Genomic DNA, 15,871 nt, shown 5'->3' with positions numbered 1-15,871 from the left:
TTATTGCATGCGGGTTCCAAGGGGGCGGATTCTTGAAAAAGGCCTCTGGCTACCAGCCTAGCTACTCGAACTGAGCCCTTGGGGGCATTTTTTTCACTGTGACTGACAGCATAGCAAGCCTGGCCCTCTCTGGCGCCGGCAAGGCTGTGCGCCGTGATCCCTGCGGTGGCGGAGCTTGGCCTTTGCGGGCCTGAAGCCCGATGTGAAGGGGTTTGCTACATTGGACGCATGAAACATGCTTCAAGCCTGGCAGGAATGATGATCGTCGTTGCGGCAGTCAGCGGCTGCGCGCAATCGGTTTCCGTCAATTTTGGCAACCCCTCGGAAGCCAACTGCAAAAAGCAGGGCGGGGTGCTGCACACGGAGAAGGGGACGGAAGCTGATCGAAATACCTGCGTGCTGCCGGATGGATCTGCCTTTGAGGAGTGGGTGCAGCATGCGCGGCAGCCGCCCGCGAAATAGGCTGGAGCCCAGACCTGGATTCAGGCATTGGCAAGGCGCTGCCCAGGCGAGAGCTGTCTTGTCGCTGCAAGGCATGCCAGGCGTGGAAGATGGCTTCAATCGCGCAGCACCACGGCCTGCTCGAAATTCTCCGATATGGCCTGTGTGCCGTCGTCAAACACCAGTACGCGCTCGGGCCAGCGCATGGCGGCAAGCTTGCTGCGCTGCACGGGGTTGTCGCCGCGCAGGCGGTCTAGCCAGCGGGCACCCACCGAATAGTCCACACAGAACACATTGCCGCGCAGACCATGCCATGACAGGGGGGGCGTTGCGCCAAACAGGTTTTCAAACTGCGAGCCATGCGCGGGCGCGTCGGCCGGGCGCAGGCGGCGCCAGTAGTGGCCGACGATGACGGCGGGCGCTTCTTCGTATTCATTCCACCAGCCCACACGTTCGACAAAACGCCATTTGCCGCCCGCGTAAAAGGGGTTGCGACATTCGCGCTCCACGCCGGCCGTCAGCACCTTCAAAGGGTTGACCATGGCCTTGTTGAGCTCGTTTTCGCTGTGCGCTTGCAAAAAGGGGGGCTCGTGGCGATAGTCTTCCAGGCTGTAGGGCCAGCTCAGCGCTTCCTGGCGCATGCGTTCGGCCACGCACTGGGCGACGGACTGTTCTTCGGCAATCGTCTCGAAGTGGTCGTAGGCAGCGCGTGCACTGCCGCTGGGCAGCTGGCGAATCATGGCGATCTGTTCGGGCCTCCAGGCGGCGTGAACAATGCGCAGGTCCTCGCGCTCCAGCGCGATCGGCAACAGGCCGAGTTGCTCGAGCATGGCGGGAGTCTGCTCGGCCGGCATGCGCGCGAAAGGTGCGTACTTGGGCTGGTCGGAGTCGATGCGGCTGTCGAAGAACCAGCCAGAGCCATCCTTGGCATCTTCGCGCAGCAGATTGATTTCATGGTTGCCCAGCACCGCATGGGCCGTGCCCGAGGCCAGCATGGCGCCGACCAGCGCGAGCACCGAAGGGCTGTCCGGCCCGCGGTCGCAGAAGTCGCCGACAAACACCAGTCGCCGTCCTTCGGGGTGATTGCCCTGCAGGTCGTAGCCCAGATGGCCCAGCAATTGCACCAGCGCGGCGTATTCGCCGTGGATATCACCAACGATATCGAGGGCGCCAGGGGGCAGGGGCTGGACTAGGCTCATGATGAAAGGCGATAGGCTTGCGGGTTTGGAGGGCTCAGGCAGCAGCAGGCTGCCTTGCCATTGTCATACGGTTGTCATGCAATGAAGCTGACAATTGTTGCAACGCAACACCGCGAGGGCAAGAGAGTTTTGTCTCTTGCCGGACTGCTGGCCGCCCCGTGCGGATGCGATCCCGCACGGCACGAGACAAGGGTCAGCCTCGGCGCTCGAAGCGCACAAAGCAGTAGGGAAGGCCATTGGCGGAGACATGCTCGCTGCGGCTTACGGCTTGCCACTGCTCGCCCAGTTCGGGGGCAAAGGCATCGCCTTCAAAGTCGCGGCCGATTTCGGTCACTTCCACGGCATCGGCCAGCGGCAGGGCCTGGGCATAGATCTGCGCGCCGCCGATGACCCAGACGTCTTGCGAGAGCTTGCGGCCCAGCTCCAGCGCTTCTGGCAGGCTGGCGGCGCGCAGAACCTGGTCGGATGCCGGCTCGGCTTGCCAGTCGGCCTGGCGGGTGACGACGATATTGCTGCGGCCTGGCAGGGGACGAAAGCGCGGCGGCAGCGAGTCCCAGGTCTTGCGGCCCATGATGACGGCGCAGCCACGAGTCAGTTCCTTGAAATGCGCCATGTCTTCCGGCAGGTGCCAGGGCATGGTGTTGTCCTTGCCGATGACGCCGTTGGCCGCGCGGGCATAGATGAGTTGAATGGCCATAGCTATCAATAATGAAGCTGCTGGCGCTTGCTATTCATTGACTTCAGATATGAAAGTATTTGAAATCGCAGGATGAAAAGCGCAAGCAGCTTTGATTTTTATAGTGATCCGAAGGGGCGGCTCAGACCGCCACAGGCGCCTTGATGCCGGCATGGTGCTGATAGTCCAGCACTTCGAAGTCTTCGTACTCGTAGCCGAAGATGGAGTCGGGCTTGCGCCTGATGTTCAGCGTCGGATAGGCGAAGGGCTGTCGCGACAGCTGGGTCTGCACCTGCTCGAAGTGGTTGTTGTAGATATGGCAGTCGCCGCCGGTCCAGATGAAGTCGCCCACTTCCAGGCCGCATTGCTGGGCCAGCATATGGGTCAGCAGCGCATAGCTGGCGATGTTGAAGGGTACGCCCAGGAAGATGTCGGCGCTGCGCTGGTAGAGCTGGCAGCTGAGCTTGCCGTCGGCCACATAGAACTGGAAGAAGGAGTGGCAGGGCATGAGCGCCATCTGGTCCAGCTCGGCCACGTTCCAGGCGCTGACGATGATGCGCCGGCTGTCGGGGTTGCTCTTGAGCTGCTTGACGACTTCGGCAATCTGGTCGACATGCGTGCCATCGGCCTTGGGCCAGCTGCGCCATTGCACGCCGTAGACCGGGCCCAGGTCGCCGGTTTGCTTGTCGGCCCACTCGTCCCAGATGGTGCAGCCGCGCTCCTGCAGCCACTTCACATTGCTGTCGCCGCGAAGAAACCACAGCAGCTCCAGAATGATGGACTTCAGGTGCACCTTCTTGGTGGTGACCAGGGGGAAGCCTTCATTGAGGTTGAAGCGCATCTGATAGCCGAACACGCTGCGCGTGCCCGTGCCCGTGCGGTCGGTCTTGGACGCGCCGTGCTCGAACACATGGCGCATAAAGGTTTCGTACTGGCAGCGCACGGGGCGCAGGGTGCAGGTGCTGGAGTTCATGGTGCAAAAAGCGGTCAAAGACTGGCAAAGACTGGCTGTGCTGGCAGCGTACACAAGGTGCCGCAGCTCTTGAAGAGGGTGGGCCCGCAGGGCCGCGATAGCCGAAGTGTGCCACGTGCCGGAGCATGCCGAGTTGCCCGCTGTCAATGACCCGTCCTGCGGCCCTGACAGCCTCGAATCTGCTGCAGCTGGCTTCACAATGTCATGGAAAACAACCGAGCCGAACAAGGAGAGTGAGTTCATGTCACGCAATTTTGTGAGCACCGCGGCGGTTGCCCTGGCCGCTGCGGCCTTGCTGGTCGCTTGCGACAAGACCAAGGCCCCGTCTCCCACCGCCGCTGCAGAGGATGTCCGGGCAGCGGCTGCTGCGGCGGCGGCCCCGCCCGCTGCCATGGCGCAGATCGAGGAGGCGGCCACGGTCTCCATCGAGGAAGTGCGTGTTCCCCATGTGGCCAAGGACGGCGAGCCAAGCCTGGACAGCCTCAGGCCGCTGCAGGGCAAGTACCGCTGGGATGGCGTGGACTATGTGAAGGATGGCGTGCTGGCCCAGCGGCTGAAGACGCTGATGGGCCATCAGTACGACACGCTGCTCAAGAACCTGCAGGCCCTGGGTCCGCTGGAGCCTTCCGCAGACCTGCTGTATGTGATGGGCAATCGCCAGCACCAGGGGGGCGAGGAAATGGCCGCCGTGGTGATTGATCCTGTACGCAACGGCCTGCGTGTCTGGTTGCTCAGCGAGGGAAGGCAGACCGTATTCACCGATGTGGATGGCGCAGACATCCCCTGGCCCAGCGCGGTGGAGAACATGCTGCGCAATATCGTTGCCTCTCGCTAAAGCCCTATCAATGCAAAAAGCCCTGCACAACAATGCAGGGCTTTTTGGTCGGCGATGCCAGGATCAGCCGCGCGTCAGCACCACGCCGGGGTTCATGATGCCCTGCGGGTCCAGTGCCTGCTTGATGGCGCGCATCATCTGCAGGGCAACAGGGGATTGGTATTTTTCGAGCTTGTCCGTCTTGAGTGCGCCCACGCCATGCTCTGCCGAGAACGAGCCGCCGAAGGCGTCCACGGCCTCGTAGACCAGGTGGTTGACCAGGGCCTCCTTGTCGCGCAAAAAGGCCTTGCCGTCCTCGCCCTCGGGTACCTGCACGTTGTAGTGCAGATTGCCGTCGCCCAGATGGCCGAAGTTGACCAGACGCACGCCGGGAATCTCGCGCTTGAGCACGGCGTCGGCATGCTCGACAAATGCGGGAATGCGCGAGGCGGCGACCGAGATATCGTGCTTGATGTTCAGGCCTTCCTCGGCCTGGGCCAGGGGAATGCTCTCGCGGATATGCCAGAGGTCATGGGCCTGGGTCAGGCTTTCCGCCACCACGGCGTTGACCACGCAGCCGTCTTCAAAGGCCAGCTCCAGCAAGTGCTCGAAGCGCAGGCGCGCATGCTGCTCGGACTCGCTGTCGCTGTTCTCCAGCAGCACGCAGTAGGGTGCTTCGTCGCCCATGTCGGCAAAGGGCACGCGCAACTGCGGCATGTGCTTGACGACCAGGCTCAGCGCAAACTGGCCCATGACTTCAAAGCCCGTCAGTCCTGCACCCAGATGCTGGTGCGCCAGACCCAGCAGGCGCACGGCGGCTTCCATGGAGGGGACGGCGGCAAAGGCCGTGAGCTGGGCCGCTGGTTGCGGGAACAGCTTCATGGTGGCGGCGGTGATGATGCCCAGCGTGCCTTCGCTGCCGATGAACAGATCGCGCAGGTCGTAGCCGGTGTTGTCCTTGCGCAGGCCCTTGAGGCCGTCCCAGATCTCGCCCTGGGGCGTCACCACTTCCAGGCCCAGGCACAGATCGCGGGTGTTGCCATAGCGCACCACCTGTGTGCCGCCGGCGTTGGTGCCCAGATTGCCGCCGATCGTGCAGCTGCCTTCGGCGGCCAGCGACAGCGGGAACAGCAGGCCTTGCTGGTCGGCCAGCTCCTGCAGGTTCTGCAAAATGCAGCCGGCTTCGACGGTGAAGGTCAGATTGTCCTTGTCGATATGGCGCACGGCGTTCAGGCGCGTGAGGCTGAGCACGACCTGCTGGCCGCTGTCGTCGGGGGTGGAGCCTACGGAAAGCCCGGTATTGCCGCCCTGGGGCACGATCTGTACGCCGGCTGCAGCGCATGCCTTGACCACGCCTGCCACTTCGGCCGTGTTGCCGGGACGCACCACGGCCAGGGACTTGCCGTGCACGCGCTTGCGCCAGTCCTGTTCGTAGGCGCTGAGGTCGCCGTCGGTCAGCACATGGGTGGCGCCCACAATCTGGCGCAGGGATTCAAGCAAAGCGGTGGAAGTCATGGCAAGCAGGCCGCAGCAGGGGCGGCAGAGAGGGGAGACAGACGGAAATCCTAAGCCAGGCAAGGGGGCGGCTGCAGGAAAACCATGAAGCCCCAAGCGTAGAGCATGGCAGACTACGGGACAATCGAAATAAATTGCTTGGTTATGCCGGTTTTTCCGAATAATGTCAGCCTGCGCCAGTTGCGCGCCTTTGACGAGGTGGCGCGCCAGGGCGCATTTGCCCCAGCGGCACGCGAGCTGTGCCTGACGCAGTCGGCCCTGTCCGAGTCCATTCGACAGCTGGAAGATGCCCTGGGCCTGCGGCTGTTTGACCGCACCACGCGCACCGTGGGGTTGACGGCCGCCGGTCAGGCCTTCTTGCTCGATGTGCGTCAGGCTTTCGAGACCCTTGAGCAGGGCTTTCAGAATCTTGGCGATCTGGCCGCTCTGCGCCGCGGCAAGGTGCGCATTGCTGCCGCTCCGTCGGTGCTGGCGGTGTTGCTGCTACCGGTGCTGCCAGCCTTGAGGGCCCGGCATCCGGGCATCGAGGTCGACTTGATCGAGGACAGCGCCGAAGGCATCGCCCAGCGCGTGCAGGCCGGCAGCGTGGATTTCGGCGTGGGAGCGGCGCACCCGGCAGGCGGCGATTTGCTGACCCAGCCGCTGATCAGCGATGCCATGGGGTTGGTGGCCAGGCTCGATGAGCCTTTGCTGCAGGCGGGGCGGCTGACGGCGGCCGATCTGGCCCAACTGCCTCATCTGGCTTTTGTGGGGCTGACCACCGATACCGCCATCAGCCAGTTGCTGGCTTCGGCCCCGGGCATGCCGCAGAACCTGCTGCAGACACCGCTGCGCCTGTCCAATCCGCAATTGCTGTTCGAGGCCGTGAGCCTGGGTCTGGGTGTCAGCATCGTTCCGGCGCTGACGGCGCGCCATCCCTTGCTGGGTCTGCAGGGCGACCTGGGCTTTCGCCTGCTGGACGAGCCGCGCATTCTGCGCCGCACGCTGCTGATTCAGCGTCCGCGCCGTGCGCTGTCGCCGGCCGCCCAGCTGCTATTCGATGCGCTGGCGGCGCAGGTGCGGACGCTGGCGCAGTTTGAAGGCATCACGCCTGATTGAGCCGGGCCGCCTTGACGGCACGCTGGCGCAGGCGTACATGGGCTGCGCAGGCGATGAAGAGCAGCACGCACAGCGCCACCTCTGCCAGCGCCAGCCAGCGGCTGGGCGCGGCATCGCTCCATGCCCGCACCACGCCTTCGGTGAAGTAGAGCCACACCAGCAGGCTGAGCCAGCGATAGGTGTACATGCGGCGCTTGAGCAGGCCGATCACGGCAAACGCCAGCGGCAGGGCCTTGAGAAACAGCCAGGTGCCGCCTTCGCGCAGCGGTGCCAGCCATAGCTCCCAGGCCACGCACAGCAGCATCAGTGCCAGCAGGCTGCCCACGGCCAACCAGCGCGTGGCGGCCACGTCGGAGCCGGGCTGCTGGATTGGTGAAGAAGTGTTTTCGGCGGCTTGGGGCGAGAGGGCGTCGGTCATAGCAGTGGCATCATATCGGTCATGCCAGCTCTGTTTGAATCCGGTTGTTTTGTTTTGCGTTCTGCGCTTGATGTTGCGCAGCACCCGTCCTCCTTTTGCGTTCGTGAAGGAGCGCCGTCATGAAGAAAAACGAGCGTGCCGGCTTTTGGGCTGCGCTGGAAGGCAAGGCACAGCAAGCCAGGCCGGTGACGGAAGATCGGGACCGTGCGGCATCGCCGGCGTCGGCGGCCTCACCTGCTGCAGCCGAGCTCAGACAGTTCGAGCAGCGCCAGGAACCCAGCCTCGATGGTCCGGGCCTACCGCTGGAGCCGGTGTTCGAGCCCATGCCCGATCTTGGCAACGATTCGGCCCGGCCCGAATCCGTGCCAGCTCCTGCCGTATCGCCTGCGGCGGCATTCAGCACGGGAGCTCAGGGCTGGACCAGCTCTTCAATGCCGAATGCAACGCAAGCCCAGGATCAAAAAGCGATGCATGCTTCTGTTTCAGGCACAACAGACAGTCCTGGCGACAGCTCGGAGCGCGTTGCCGAGAGCCTGCGCAGCAGCAGACTCGACAAGGCCAGGGCGCTGGCGGCTAGCTGCAAGGATCTGGCCGGGCGTATCCCCAAGCCCCAGATGCCCAGCCAGGAGGAACTCAAGACGGCCTTGCGCCGCAGGAGCCGCCGTGCGCAGCAGCGCCTGCGTACCTTCCCCTGGCACAACACGGCCCAGGTGCTGCTGGCGCGCTTCAAGGAAGACCGTCTGGGCGTGACCGCCAGCAGTCTTACTTTCACATCGCTGCTGGCGCTGGTGCCGTTTTTTACCGTGGCGCTGGCCTTGTTCACGGCCTTCCCGATCTTTGGCAAGGCGCAGAAGGTGCTGGAGCGCTGGCTGATGGACAGCCTGATTCCCGAGACCATTGCGCGCCAGGTGCTGGGCTATCTCACGCAGTTCGCCTCCAAGGCCAGTCAGCTGGGCCTGGTCGGCTTCTCCATCCTGATGGTCACGGCCCTTGCGCTGATCCTGACCATCGACCGCACGCTCAACAACATCTGGCGCGTGCGCCAGTTGCGGCCGCTGGGCCAGCGGGTGCTGATTTACTGGGCTGCCATCACGCTGGGGCCGCTGCTGCTGGGCCTTAGCCTGGTGCTGTCGTCCTATGTGATGTCGGCGTCCAAGGGCCTGGTCAATGCACTGCCCGGCAGCCTGCGATTTGTCTTTGATTCCATAGAGTTCGTGGTGCTGGCCGCAGGCATGGCCGGGCTCTACCACTATGTGCCCAACACGCCGGTGCGCTGGCGCCATGCCTTGGTGGGGGGCGTGTTTGTGGCCGTGTTCATGGAAGTGGCGAAGAAGGTGCTGGGTCTGTATCTGTCATCGGTTCCTACCTACTCGGTGATCTACGGCGCGTTTGCCACGCTGCCCATTTTGCTGATCTGGATGTATGTGGCCTGGAGCATTGTGCTGCTGGGGGCGCTGGTCACGGCCTATCTGCCCACGGTGCTTGCCGGGGTGGAACGGCTGACAGGACATCGGGGCTGGCAGTTCGAGCTGGCCGTCGAGGTGCTGCAGTGCCTGGCCAAGGAGCGTGAGCTGCCGCACAAGGGCCTGTATGTGCATCAGCTATCGCGGCGCCTGCGTGTGGAAGCGTCCCAGATTCAGCCCGTGCTGCAGGCGCTGGCCAAGCTCGACTGGGTCGGGGCCGTGCAGCCGCCCGATGCCTATGTGTCGCTGGAGAGCACCGAGCCGCGCTATGTGCTGCTGGTCGATCCGCATGCCACGCGGGTCGAGCCCCTGGTGCAGAGCCTGTTGCTCGAGCCTTCAGAGGCCGTGCGGCCGCTGTGGCAGCGTGCCCAGCTCGATGCCATGACCGTAGCCGAGCTGATTGCCGTGCCTGGAGGAAATATTCATAGAGTTTGATGGCGGTGGGAGGACATCTATGAATATCTGCACTCAAGGCCGGACGGCCGATTCGCTGCCCGCAAAGCAGGCCAGCGGGCACGCTTCGGAGGAGATGTGGCACTACATCTTGATGCGTCCCAGCAAGATGTCGCGCCACATCATCCAGTCGCCCAGAAAGCTGTAGAGCGGGCGCTTGAAACTGGCGGGCTTGTTTTTCTCAAAGCCGAAATGCCCGACCCAGGCAAAGGCATAGCCGCAGATCAGGCCTGCGAGCAAATACCACCAGTCGCCCGTCAGGAACAGCGCCAGCACAAACACCAGCGACAGGCTGGTGCCGATGAAGTGAAGCCGCCTGCAGGTGGCGTTGCTGTGCTCGCCCAGGTAGAAGGGGTAGAACTCGGCAAAGCTCTTGAACTGGCGCGGGTCCACGCTGGCCTTGGCAGCGCCGTCCGGCTCTGAGGTCGTGGTCTGTGACATGGCAACCCCCGGTGAAGTGGATGCTGTTTTTATACTGCCGACCGCATGCTCAGGCCAGCGGGTTAGCGAGTGCTGCAAGTTGCGGTCGGAGGTCTTCGTCACCTGAACGACAGGCTATATACGGCAAGACTGCTCAAAATCGGCCAGATTTGCCATCTTTGCGGCCACTCCAGCTTCTGGCCGAGCTGCCATGAGCGGTCTCTTGCTAAGGTAGCCGCACATCTCATCGCCATTCAACCCAGACCCTGCCCATGTTTGACGACACCATGCCGCCCGTTGTGATCAGCTCCAGTGAAACCCGTGTTCAGGCGCCCTGCGGGCAGCTCCATGTCAAACGCTGGCAAGTGCAGGACGGGGCGGCCAGGGCGCCGCTGGTGCTGATGCACGACTCTTTGGGCTGCGTGGATCTGTGGCGCGAATTTCCCGCGCAACTGGCCGCGGCCACCGGGCGTGAAGTCATTGCCTATGACCGCCTGGGCTTCGGCCATTCAGACCCCAATCCGCATCGGCTTGAACCGAGTTTTGTGGAAAGCGAGGTCGATGCCGGCTTCACGCCGCTTCACCGGGCGCTGGGCCTGGGCGATTTCGTGATGCTGGGACACAGCGTGGGCGGTGGCATGGCGGCCATGGTGGCAGCTGCGTATGGGCGGCAATGCCAGGCATTGATTACCGAATCGGCCCAGAGCTTTGTCGAAGACCGCACCTTGCAGGGCATCAGGGCGGCGCGCGACAGCTTTGCCCAGCCCGGCCAGCTGGAGCGACTCGCTCGCTACCATGGCGACAAGGCAGCCTGGGTGCTGTCGGCCTGGGTGGACACCTGGCTAAGCCCGCCGTTTGCACATTACCGGCTGGATGCAGCATTGAAACAGGTGCATTGCCCGGTGCTGGCGATTCACGGCGAGCTCGATGAATTCGGCTCCCTCGTGCATCCGGAGAACATCTGCACCTGGGCGCAGGGCCCTTGCGAGGCGGAAATCATTGCCGGCGGAGGCCATGTGCCGCACCGCGAGCTGCCCGAGCGCATCAGCAGCCGCATCGCCGCTTTTCTGTCAAGAATCGCCTGACTCTGCTTGAGCCAGTCGCCCGCGGGCGTAGTCGACCAGATCGGCCGGATAGTGGAGGCTGCTGCGCAGGGCGCTGTCATCCCAGTCGTAGAGCACGGCCAGGGCTGCGACCTCCAGCGCCCAGTAGCCCGTGCCCAGCCATGGGCCGCCTTTTTTCTGCTGCTTGGGCGAGAGCCTGTGAAACTCCTGGTACTGGGTTTGCAGATAGGGCAACAATGGGTCAGGCAGGGCTTCGAGCTGTTCAAAGAAAGGCTTCATGGCGCCATAAGGGCGTTTGTGGAAAAGCTCCTCGCTGACCTGCTGCAGCTGCAGACCGCCGGCGCACAGATAATCCAGCAACTGGTCCGTATCGAAGGCCAGTACATGCTCATCAATCGCCGGGACGTCGTCCTGAGCATCCAGCAGTGTGGCCAGTGACAGCAGGGTCACGGCAATAGCGTAATCATCAGTGCGTGTGTTGACTGGCGCAGCTACGCCATAGTCCTCGCCGGTTTCCTGCGCCATGCAGGCGCGCGCATGCTCTGCCACTGAGGCAGCGTCAATCCACAGCGCGGCCACTTCCTGGTAGATGGGGCGCAGCACATCGCCGCTCAGACCAAGATCGATGCCGTAGATCAGCAGCCAGCGCGCTTGCGCGCCTACTTCCTTCCATTTCCAGCAGTTTTCCAGTGCGGCATGTGCCTTGAAATCCTGGGGCGCTTTATAGCTGTCGCTGCCGGCAAAGCGCTTGAGCGTGCTCAGTGCCTCCTTCCAGTCGGCATTTTTATCGCTCAGGTTGAGATTGCGCCGGGGCTGCAAACCGGTCAGTGAAATCTTGGCCCATTCGGCGCAGGCGGCAGCCAGTTGGCCGTGGTGCTGGAAGGTTTGGCTCATGGCCCAAGCTTAATGGCTCATGCAGCCAGAAAATCCCGAATCGCAAACAGCGTCGCGTCGGGCGACTCCGTCATCTGGTTGTGGCCATTTGGAATCACCTGCACCTTGACTGCTTTGCCCGCGCCTTTGGCGGCTTCTATCAAGCCTTTTGCGGCCTTGGGCGGTGTCATCTGGTCCTGTTCGCCCAGTACGAACAGAAGCGGGCAGGTGACCTGCGTCATGGCTGCTTCGCCACCTGCATAGCTGTCACAGGCCTTGAAGCCTGCATGCAGCAGATTCGTGCGAGTGTTGCTGGCCAGCACGCGGCGGCCCAGGGCCATGCCGGCGCCAAACACCCAGCTGCCTGCGCCATTGGGCGGTGCCAGCGTGGCGCGCGAGAAGGTGTTGACCATCTGTATGGCCTTCTCGGGCGTGTTCAGGGCCGACTCCAGCAGCGCGGGCGAGACCTTCATGGGAAAGGCCGTACCCACCAGCACCAGATGGCTGATGCGGTTCTTTAGCCTGGCCGCAGTCTCCATGGCAATCAGGCTGCCCCAACTATGGCCGATCAGTGCAGCTTGCTGCAGGTTTGCCGCATCCATCAGCGCGCCTATGAAGGCTGCTGCCTCATCGACGGATTCCGGTGCTTGGCCGCCGCTTTTGCAATGGCCAGGCAAATCGACGGCCAGTACGTTCCAGCCGTGATTGGCCATGTAGCGGCTTTGCAGCGCCCAGACACTGTGATCGCAGAGCACACCGTGGATGAAAATGGCCGTGGGCTTGGCCGCGTCGAAAGCCTTGCCGCCGGTGTAGGCGTAGATGTCTGCGCCTTGCACATTGATTTGCATGTTTGTCTCCGGTTCTGTTCTTTGTGGTTCAGCAGTGTTCACGCAGCCATTGCCGAGCCAGCTCACGTATGTTGTCGCAGGCATCGTGTTCGGCGGCATGCTCAATCGCAGCGCGCTGCGCTGCGCCGGCTTTTTTCCAATACCGCAGGCCCAGCATGGCCTGATAACGTACGTTTTCGTTGCTGTCGTGACTCAGGGCTTGTGCCAGTACAGGGGTGACGCGCCTGCCCGCGGCGGCACCAAGGCTTCGCTCTCCCATGATGCATGCAGCATGCACGCGCACCAGAGCGTGAACGGACTGCATAGCGCACAGGGCTTGCTCCAAATCCTCAACCCGAAGGCTGCAATAGCCGGTTCCGGGTGATAGCTCTTCATTCAGCGCCTGGGCCAAGGCCGGGTGCTTGAGGTCGAGCGCCCGCTCCAGAGGCGCGTAATCAAGGTGCAGGGCCGTGGTTCCCGGCTTGCTGTTCCAGGCGCGGTAGGGGTAGGCAATGCCTTGCGCGATCCTGTCCACAGGCACGGCCGTGGCGCCTATTTGCTGCTGCAGCCACTCCTGGTCGCCTAACGACCCCAAGGCACTGGCACACCAGCCTCGCTCGCTTTCTTCCCTGGGGCTGTGGACGGGGGCCTGAACCTGTTGACGCAGTGCAGCCAGTACCTGTTCGTCCCGGTAGGCCATCTGGGCCAGCAACATGGCCGCACGCCACTGTTTGCCGGGCCGAGTCAGCATGGGCAGCAGCGCATGAGCCACCTGGCGGTGATCCATGGCAAGCAGCGCAGTCTCGGCCTCTTCGCCCAGCAATTGCGCCTCTTTTCGGCTCAGTCCCAGTTCCGGGCGCCCGATCCCTTCAAGACAGCTCAGATGGTATTGCAGCTGTTGAGCGGGGGAGAGCGCGGCAACTCTGGCGCGTCTTTGCGCGTCCTGGTCATGGCTGGGAAACAATGCAAGAAAGCGTGCCTCCCCCATGCTCTCGCGTGCCATGGCTTCGCATTCCTGAGTGTCTTCCACATGGATCAGCACCGCAAACCCTGGAGTGAGCTGGCTGGCCCAGGGCGATTTTTGACAGGCTTTGGTCAGCTGCTTGCAGATGCGGATCAGCGCCTTGATCAGGTGCGCCTCGGTACGCAACCAGTGGGCAGGCGTGCTTTTATTGGCCTCGGCCAGCAAGGCTTGCTCCAGTTGCTGCAACTCCTGAGAGTCCGAGGCCGAATCCAGCTCTTCCCATTCCCAATCCGGCGGGTTCCAGCGCAGACTGCCCAACTTGCCGGTATCCAGGTCGAATTCGGACAAACGACCCTGCGGCTCAGGGGCATTCACCATCTGTGAATAGGCCTGCTCGCTGTTGGCAGACAGCGTGGGCAGGTAAATGGGGCCATCCTGCTCACGGTACAGGCCGTTCAGTGCCAGTGCGTAGATGCTCTCTTGAGGGTTAGCGGCAAGGAACGCCTGAGCATCTTGCCAGTAGATGCTGAATAAAGTCTGTTCAAACTGCTTCCAGTCCAGCGATGCAGAAGTTGTGGCAACCATTTTGTTCAGGTCTCTCAGACGGCTTTCTCGGCCGCCTTCAGTGCTCGCTTGAGGTCGTCGATCAGGTCGTCGGCGTCTTCCAGGCCGATAGACAGCCGGATCGTTCCCTGGCCGATGCCTGCCTGGGCCAGTGCCTCGTCGCTCATGCGGAAATGCGTGGTGCTGGCGGGGTGGATCACGAGAGAGCGGCAGTCGCCCACATTGGCCAGATGGCTGAAGACCTTCAGCGTCTCGATGAACTTCTTGCCCTGGTTGCGGTTGCCCGCAATGTCAAAGCTGAACACAGAGCCGGCGCCGCGCGGCAGCAACTTGCGCGCCAGTGCGTGGGAGGGGTGGGTCTCCAGCATGGGATGGCCCACGCGGCTGACCAGCGGGTGGCTGGCGAGGAACTGCACCACTTTCTCGGTGTTGCGCATATGGCGCTCCATGCGCAGCGGCAGGGTCTCTATGCCTTGCAGGATCAGCCAGGCGCTGTGCGGGCTCATGCAGGCGCCAAAGTCACGCAGGCCTTCGCGGCGCGCGCGCAGCAAGAAGGCTCCCGTGGTGGATTCCTCGCTGAATACCATATTGTGAAAGCCGTCATAGGGCTGGGTCAGCTCGGGAAAGCGCCCCGACTTTTCCCAGTCGAAGCTGCCGCCATCGACGACGATACCGCCGATCACCGTGCCGTGGCCGGACAGGAACTTGGTGGCCGAGTGGTAGACGATGTCCGCGCCATGCTCGAAAGGCTTGATCAGCCAGGGCGAGGTGAGGGTGGAGTCGACCAGCAGCGGCACGCCGGCTTCGTGGGCGATCTGGCTGACGGTGGGAATGTCCAGCACATCCAGGCCGGGGTTGCCCACGGTTTCGCCGAAGAACAGCCTGGTGTTGGGGCGCACGGCGGCCTTCCAGCCATCGATGTCGCCGGGCTTGACGAAGGTCGTCTCTATGCCGAAGCGCGCCAGCGTGTAGTGCAGCAGGTTCTGCGAACCGCCATACAGCGCCGTGCTGGCCACGATATGGCTGCCCGCGCCCATCAGCGTGGCAATCGACAGGTGCAGCGCCGCCTGGCCGCTGGCCACGGCAATCGCGCCCACGCCGCCTTCCAGAGCCGAGACGCGTTGTTCGAGCACTGCGTTGGTGGGGTTGGAGATGCGGCTGTAGACATGGCCGGGTCGCTCCAGATTGAACAGGCTGGCCGCGTGGTCGCTGGATTCGAAGACAAAGGACGTGGTCAGATGGATGGGGACGGCACGTGCGCCGGTGGCAGGGTCGGGCTGAGCGCCTGCATGCAGGCTCAGGGTGTCGAAGCCGGGGTCAGAGTAGCCGGGCATGTTGTGTCTCCATGGCTGGTATTGATCGACGAAATGTGTGATTGAGCATGCAATCAAATATCAATTTGGTCAGATAGACGAATGAATATGTAGAAATTCATATGTTTCGTCATTGCTTTAGTTTTTCTCAATGCAAGCCATTGTGGGCTATATTTGTGCACGCACCTGCATTCTGAGCAAAGCGATGCCCCATGTGCTGACACATGCAGGACAAAAGCTGCCACAGCGTGCCAAACAGATTTCGGAGAACAGCAATGAAAGTTAGTGACATCCTGCGCGTCAAAGGCAATACCCTGTACACGGTGTCGCCCGATGAAAGCCTGGCTGCGGCGGTGCAGGTGATGTCGGAGAAGGACATCGGCTCGCTGGTCGTGATGGATCACGGCGATGTGGTGGGCATGCTCACCTTCCGGGAGGTGATTCAGGGCTTTGTGAAGACGGGCGGCGTGGAGAACATCACCGTGCGCGGCGCCATGGACGACGCGCCCATGACCTGCACCATGGAAACCGATATGGACGAGGTGCGCCGCATGATGCTGGATCGCCATGCGCGCTATATGCCCGTGATGGACAAGCGCATGCTGATGGGCGTGATCTCGCTGTATGACGTGGCCAAGGCCGTGGTGGACAGCCAGAACTTCGAGAACCGCATGCTCAAGGCCTATATCCGCGACTGGCCCGAGGGCGAGCGCCAGGGCGCCGAATAAGCCCTGCGACTGCTGCAGACCCCGCCGAGGCGGGGTTTTTCATGTCTCGCGCTGATGGGGGCGGCAGG

At 62.8% G+C, this 15,871-nt stretch carries 16 protein-coding genes; 6 read left to right on the top strand and 10 right to left on the bottom strand.

What is annotated here, in order from left to right; translation table 11 throughout:
- The first annotated feature begins 228 nt into the window (after positions 1-228).
- On the top strand, positions 229-462 hold the full coding sequence (locus F0P97_RS19105) for a DUF333 domain-containing protein (protein ID WP_232537990.1): 234 nt from the start codon (positions 229-231) through the stop codon (positions 460-462).
- 95 nt (positions 463-557) lie between these two features.
- On the opposite strand, the gene F0P97_RS19100 is transcribed toward F0P97_RS19105, so the two are convergent.
- The 3 genes from F0P97_RS19100 to F0P97_RS19090 all read right to left on the bottom strand — a co-directional run bounded on the left by F0P97_RS19100 (position 558) and on the right by F0P97_RS19090 (position 3,289).
- On the bottom strand, positions 558-1,640 hold the full coding sequence (locus tag F0P97_RS19100; protein ID WP_182283527.1) for a metallophosphoesterase: 1,083 nt from the start codon (positions 1,638-1,640) through the stop codon (positions 558-560).
- A gap of 193 nt (positions 1,641-1,833) precedes the next feature.
- Positions 1,834-2,337 carry a dihydrofolate reductase gene (locus F0P97_RS19095; RefSeq protein ID WP_182283526.1) on the bottom strand — a complete coding sequence of 168 codons (504 nt, stop codon included), beginning with the start codon at positions 2,335-2,337 and terminating at the stop codon, positions 1,834-1,836.
- Positions 2,338-2,458: 121 nt separating this feature from the next.
- A complete protein-coding gene (locus F0P97_RS19090; RefSeq protein WP_182283525.1) occupies positions 2,459-3,289 on the bottom strand; it encodes a thymidylate synthase in 831 nt (276 codons plus the stop codon).
- Between the two features lie 241 nt (positions 3,290-3,530).
- Between F0P97_RS19090 and F0P97_RS19085 the strand changes: the two genes are divergently transcribed.
- Entirely contained in the window at positions 3,531-4,124 is a 594-nt protein-coding gene (locus F0P97_RS19085) for a hypothetical protein (RefSeq protein ID WP_182283524.1), read from the top strand.
- A 63-nt stretch (positions 4,125-4,187) separates the two neighbouring features.
- Here F0P97_RS19085 and F0P97_RS19080 read toward each other — a convergent pair whose 3' ends face one another.
- Positions 4,188-5,618 carry an FAD-binding oxidoreductase gene (locus F0P97_RS19080; protein WP_182283523.1) on the bottom strand — a complete coding sequence of 477 codons (1,431 nt, stop codon included), beginning with the start codon at positions 5,616-5,618 and terminating at the stop codon, positions 4,188-4,190.
- Between the two features lie 144 nt (positions 5,619-5,762).
- Here F0P97_RS19080 and F0P97_RS19075 point away from each other — a divergent pair, with 144 nt between their 5' ends.
- Positions 5,763-6,716, top strand: coding sequence for a LysR family transcriptional regulator (locus F0P97_RS19075; protein ID WP_182283522.1), 954 nt, complete (start codon positions 5,763-5,765; stop codon positions 6,714-6,716).
- Here the strand turns inward: F0P97_RS19075 and F0P97_RS19070 are convergent.
- Positions 6,703-7,218 (bottom strand): DUF2069 domain-containing protein, encoded by a 516-nt coding sequence (locus F0P97_RS19070; RefSeq protein ID WP_003063757.1) that lies wholly within the window; start codon positions 7,216-7,218, stop codon positions 6,703-6,705. The two genes, F0P97_RS19075 and F0P97_RS19070, sit on opposite strands and share 14 nt — an antisense overlap.
- A gap of 530 nt (positions 7,219-7,748) precedes the next feature.
- On the opposite strand from F0P97_RS19070, the gene F0P97_RS19065 reads away from it, so the two are divergent.
- Positions 7,749-9,032 (top strand): YihY family inner membrane protein, encoded by a 1,284-nt coding sequence (locus tag F0P97_RS19065; protein ID WP_232538268.1) that lies wholly within the window; start codon positions 7,749-7,751, stop codon positions 9,030-9,032.
- Between the two features lie 102 nt (positions 9,033-9,134).
- On the opposite strand, the gene F0P97_RS19060 is transcribed toward F0P97_RS19065, so the two are convergent.
- On the bottom strand, positions 9,135-9,491 hold the full coding sequence (locus F0P97_RS19060) for a DUF962 domain-containing protein (RefSeq protein ID WP_182283520.1): 357 nt from the start codon (positions 9,489-9,491) through the stop codon (positions 9,135-9,137).
- A 251-nt stretch (positions 9,492-9,742) separates the two neighbouring features.
- Between F0P97_RS19060 and F0P97_RS19055 the strand changes: the two genes are divergently transcribed.
- Entirely contained in the window at positions 9,743-10,555 is an 813-nt protein-coding gene (locus F0P97_RS19055; protein ID WP_182283519.1) for an alpha/beta fold hydrolase, read from the top strand.
- On the opposite strand, the gene F0P97_RS19050 is transcribed toward F0P97_RS19055, so the two are convergent.
- Genes F0P97_RS19050 through F0P97_RS19035 form a run of 4 tightly spaced genes read right to left on the bottom strand, consistent with a single transcriptional unit; the run spans position 10,541 to position 15,096 of the window.
- Complete coding sequence (locus F0P97_RS19050; protein ID WP_182283518.1) at positions 10,541-11,428, bottom strand: PoNe immunity protein domain-containing protein; 888 nt, start codon at positions 11,426-11,428, stop codon at positions 10,541-10,543. The genes F0P97_RS19055 and F0P97_RS19050 overlap by 15 nt on opposite strands.
- 17 nt (positions 11,429-11,445) lie before the next feature.
- Positions 11,446-12,255: an alpha/beta fold hydrolase gene (locus F0P97_RS19045; protein ID WP_182283517.1), complete on the bottom strand. Its 810-nt coding sequence runs from the start codon at positions 12,253-12,255 to the stop codon at positions 11,446-11,448.
- A 28-nt stretch (positions 12,256-12,283) separates the two neighbouring features.
- Complete coding sequence (locus F0P97_RS19040; protein ID WP_182283516.1) at positions 12,284-13,783, bottom strand: DUF4303 domain-containing protein; 1,500 nt, start codon at positions 13,781-13,783, stop codon at positions 12,284-12,286.
- 14 nt (positions 13,784-13,797) lie between these two features.
- A complete protein-coding gene (locus tag F0P97_RS19035) occupies positions 13,798-15,096 on the bottom strand; it encodes an O-acetylhomoserine aminocarboxypropyltransferase (protein ID WP_182283515.1) in 1,299 nt (432 codons plus the stop codon).
- Positions 15,097-15,350: 254 nt separating this feature from the next.
- On the opposite strand from F0P97_RS19035, the gene F0P97_RS19030 reads away from it, so the two are divergent.
- Positions 15,351-15,803: a CBS domain-containing protein gene (locus tag F0P97_RS19030; RefSeq protein WP_182283514.1), complete on the top strand. Its 453-nt coding sequence runs from the start codon at positions 15,351-15,353 to the stop codon at positions 15,801-15,803.
- Positions 15,804-15,871 lie beyond the last annotated feature (68 nt).

Origin of the sequence: Comamonas testosteroni (assembly GCF_014076415.1) — a bacterium.
Lineage (GTDB): Bacteria > Pseudomonadota > Gammaproteobacteria > Burkholderiales > Burkholderiaceae_C > Comamonas > Comamonas testosteroni_F.
The sequence above is the reverse complement of the archived record's forward strand: the minus strand, read 5'-3'. Positions and strand labels throughout refer to the sequence as shown.

What these genes read in the sequence shown, in the direction of transcription:
- F0P97_RS19105 (WP_232537990.1), top strand. Translation starts at nt 229, where the DNA reads ATGAAACATGCTTCAAGCCTGGCAGGAATGATGATCGTCGTTGCGGCA.
- F0P97_RS19100 (WP_182283527.1), bottom strand. Translation starts at nt 1,640, where the DNA reads ATGAGCCTAGTCCAGCCCCTGCCCCCTGGCGCCCTCGATATCGTTGGT.
- F0P97_RS19095 (WP_182283526.1), bottom strand. Translation starts at nt 2,337, where the DNA reads ATGGCCATTCAACTCATCTATGCCCGCGCGGCCAACGGCGTCATCGGC.
- F0P97_RS19090 (WP_182283525.1), bottom strand. Translation starts at nt 3,289, where the DNA reads ATGAACTCCAGCACCTGCACCCTGCGCCCCGTGCGCTGCCAGTACGAA.
- F0P97_RS19085 (WP_182283524.1), top strand. Translation starts at nt 3,531, where the DNA reads ATGTCACGCAATTTTGTGAGCACCGCGGCGGTTGCCCTGGCCGCTGCG.
- F0P97_RS19080 (WP_182283523.1), bottom strand. Translation starts at nt 5,618, where the DNA reads ATGACTTCCACCGCTTTGCTTGAATCCCTGCGCCAGATTGTGGGCGCC.
- F0P97_RS19075 (WP_182283522.1), top strand. Translation starts at nt 5,763, where the DNA reads ATGCCGGTTTTTCCGAATAATGTCAGCCTGCGCCAGTTGCGCGCCTTT.
- F0P97_RS19065 (WP_232538268.1), top strand. Translation starts at nt 7,749, where the DNA reads ATGCCCAGCCAGGAGGAACTCAAGACGGCCTTGCGCCGCAGGAGCCGC.
- F0P97_RS19060 (WP_182283520.1), bottom strand. Translation starts at nt 9,491, where the DNA reads ATGTCACAGACCACGACCTCAGAGCCGGACGGCGCTGCCAAGGCCAGC.
- F0P97_RS19055 (WP_182283519.1), top strand. Translation starts at nt 9,743, where the DNA reads ATGTTTGACGACACCATGCCGCCCGTTGTGATCAGCTCCAGTGAAACC.
- F0P97_RS19050 (WP_182283518.1), bottom strand. Translation starts at nt 11,428, where the DNA reads ATGAGCCAAACCTTCCAGCACCACGGCCAACTGGCTGCCGCCTGCGCC.
- F0P97_RS19045 (WP_182283517.1), bottom strand. Translation starts at nt 12,255, where the DNA reads ATGCAAATCAATGTGCAAGGCGCAGACATCTACGCCTACACCGGCGGC.
- F0P97_RS19040 (WP_182283516.1), bottom strand. Translation starts at nt 13,783, where the DNA reads ATGGTTGCCACAACTTCTGCATCGCTGGACTGGAAGCAGTTTGAACAG.
- F0P97_RS19035 (WP_182283515.1), bottom strand. Translation starts at nt 15,096, where the DNA reads ATGCCCGGCTACTCTGACCCCGGCTTCGACACCCTGAGCCTGCATGCA.
- F0P97_RS19030 (WP_182283514.1), top strand. Translation starts at nt 15,351, where the DNA reads ATGAAAGTTAGTGACATCCTGCGCGTCAAAGGCAATACCCTGTACACG.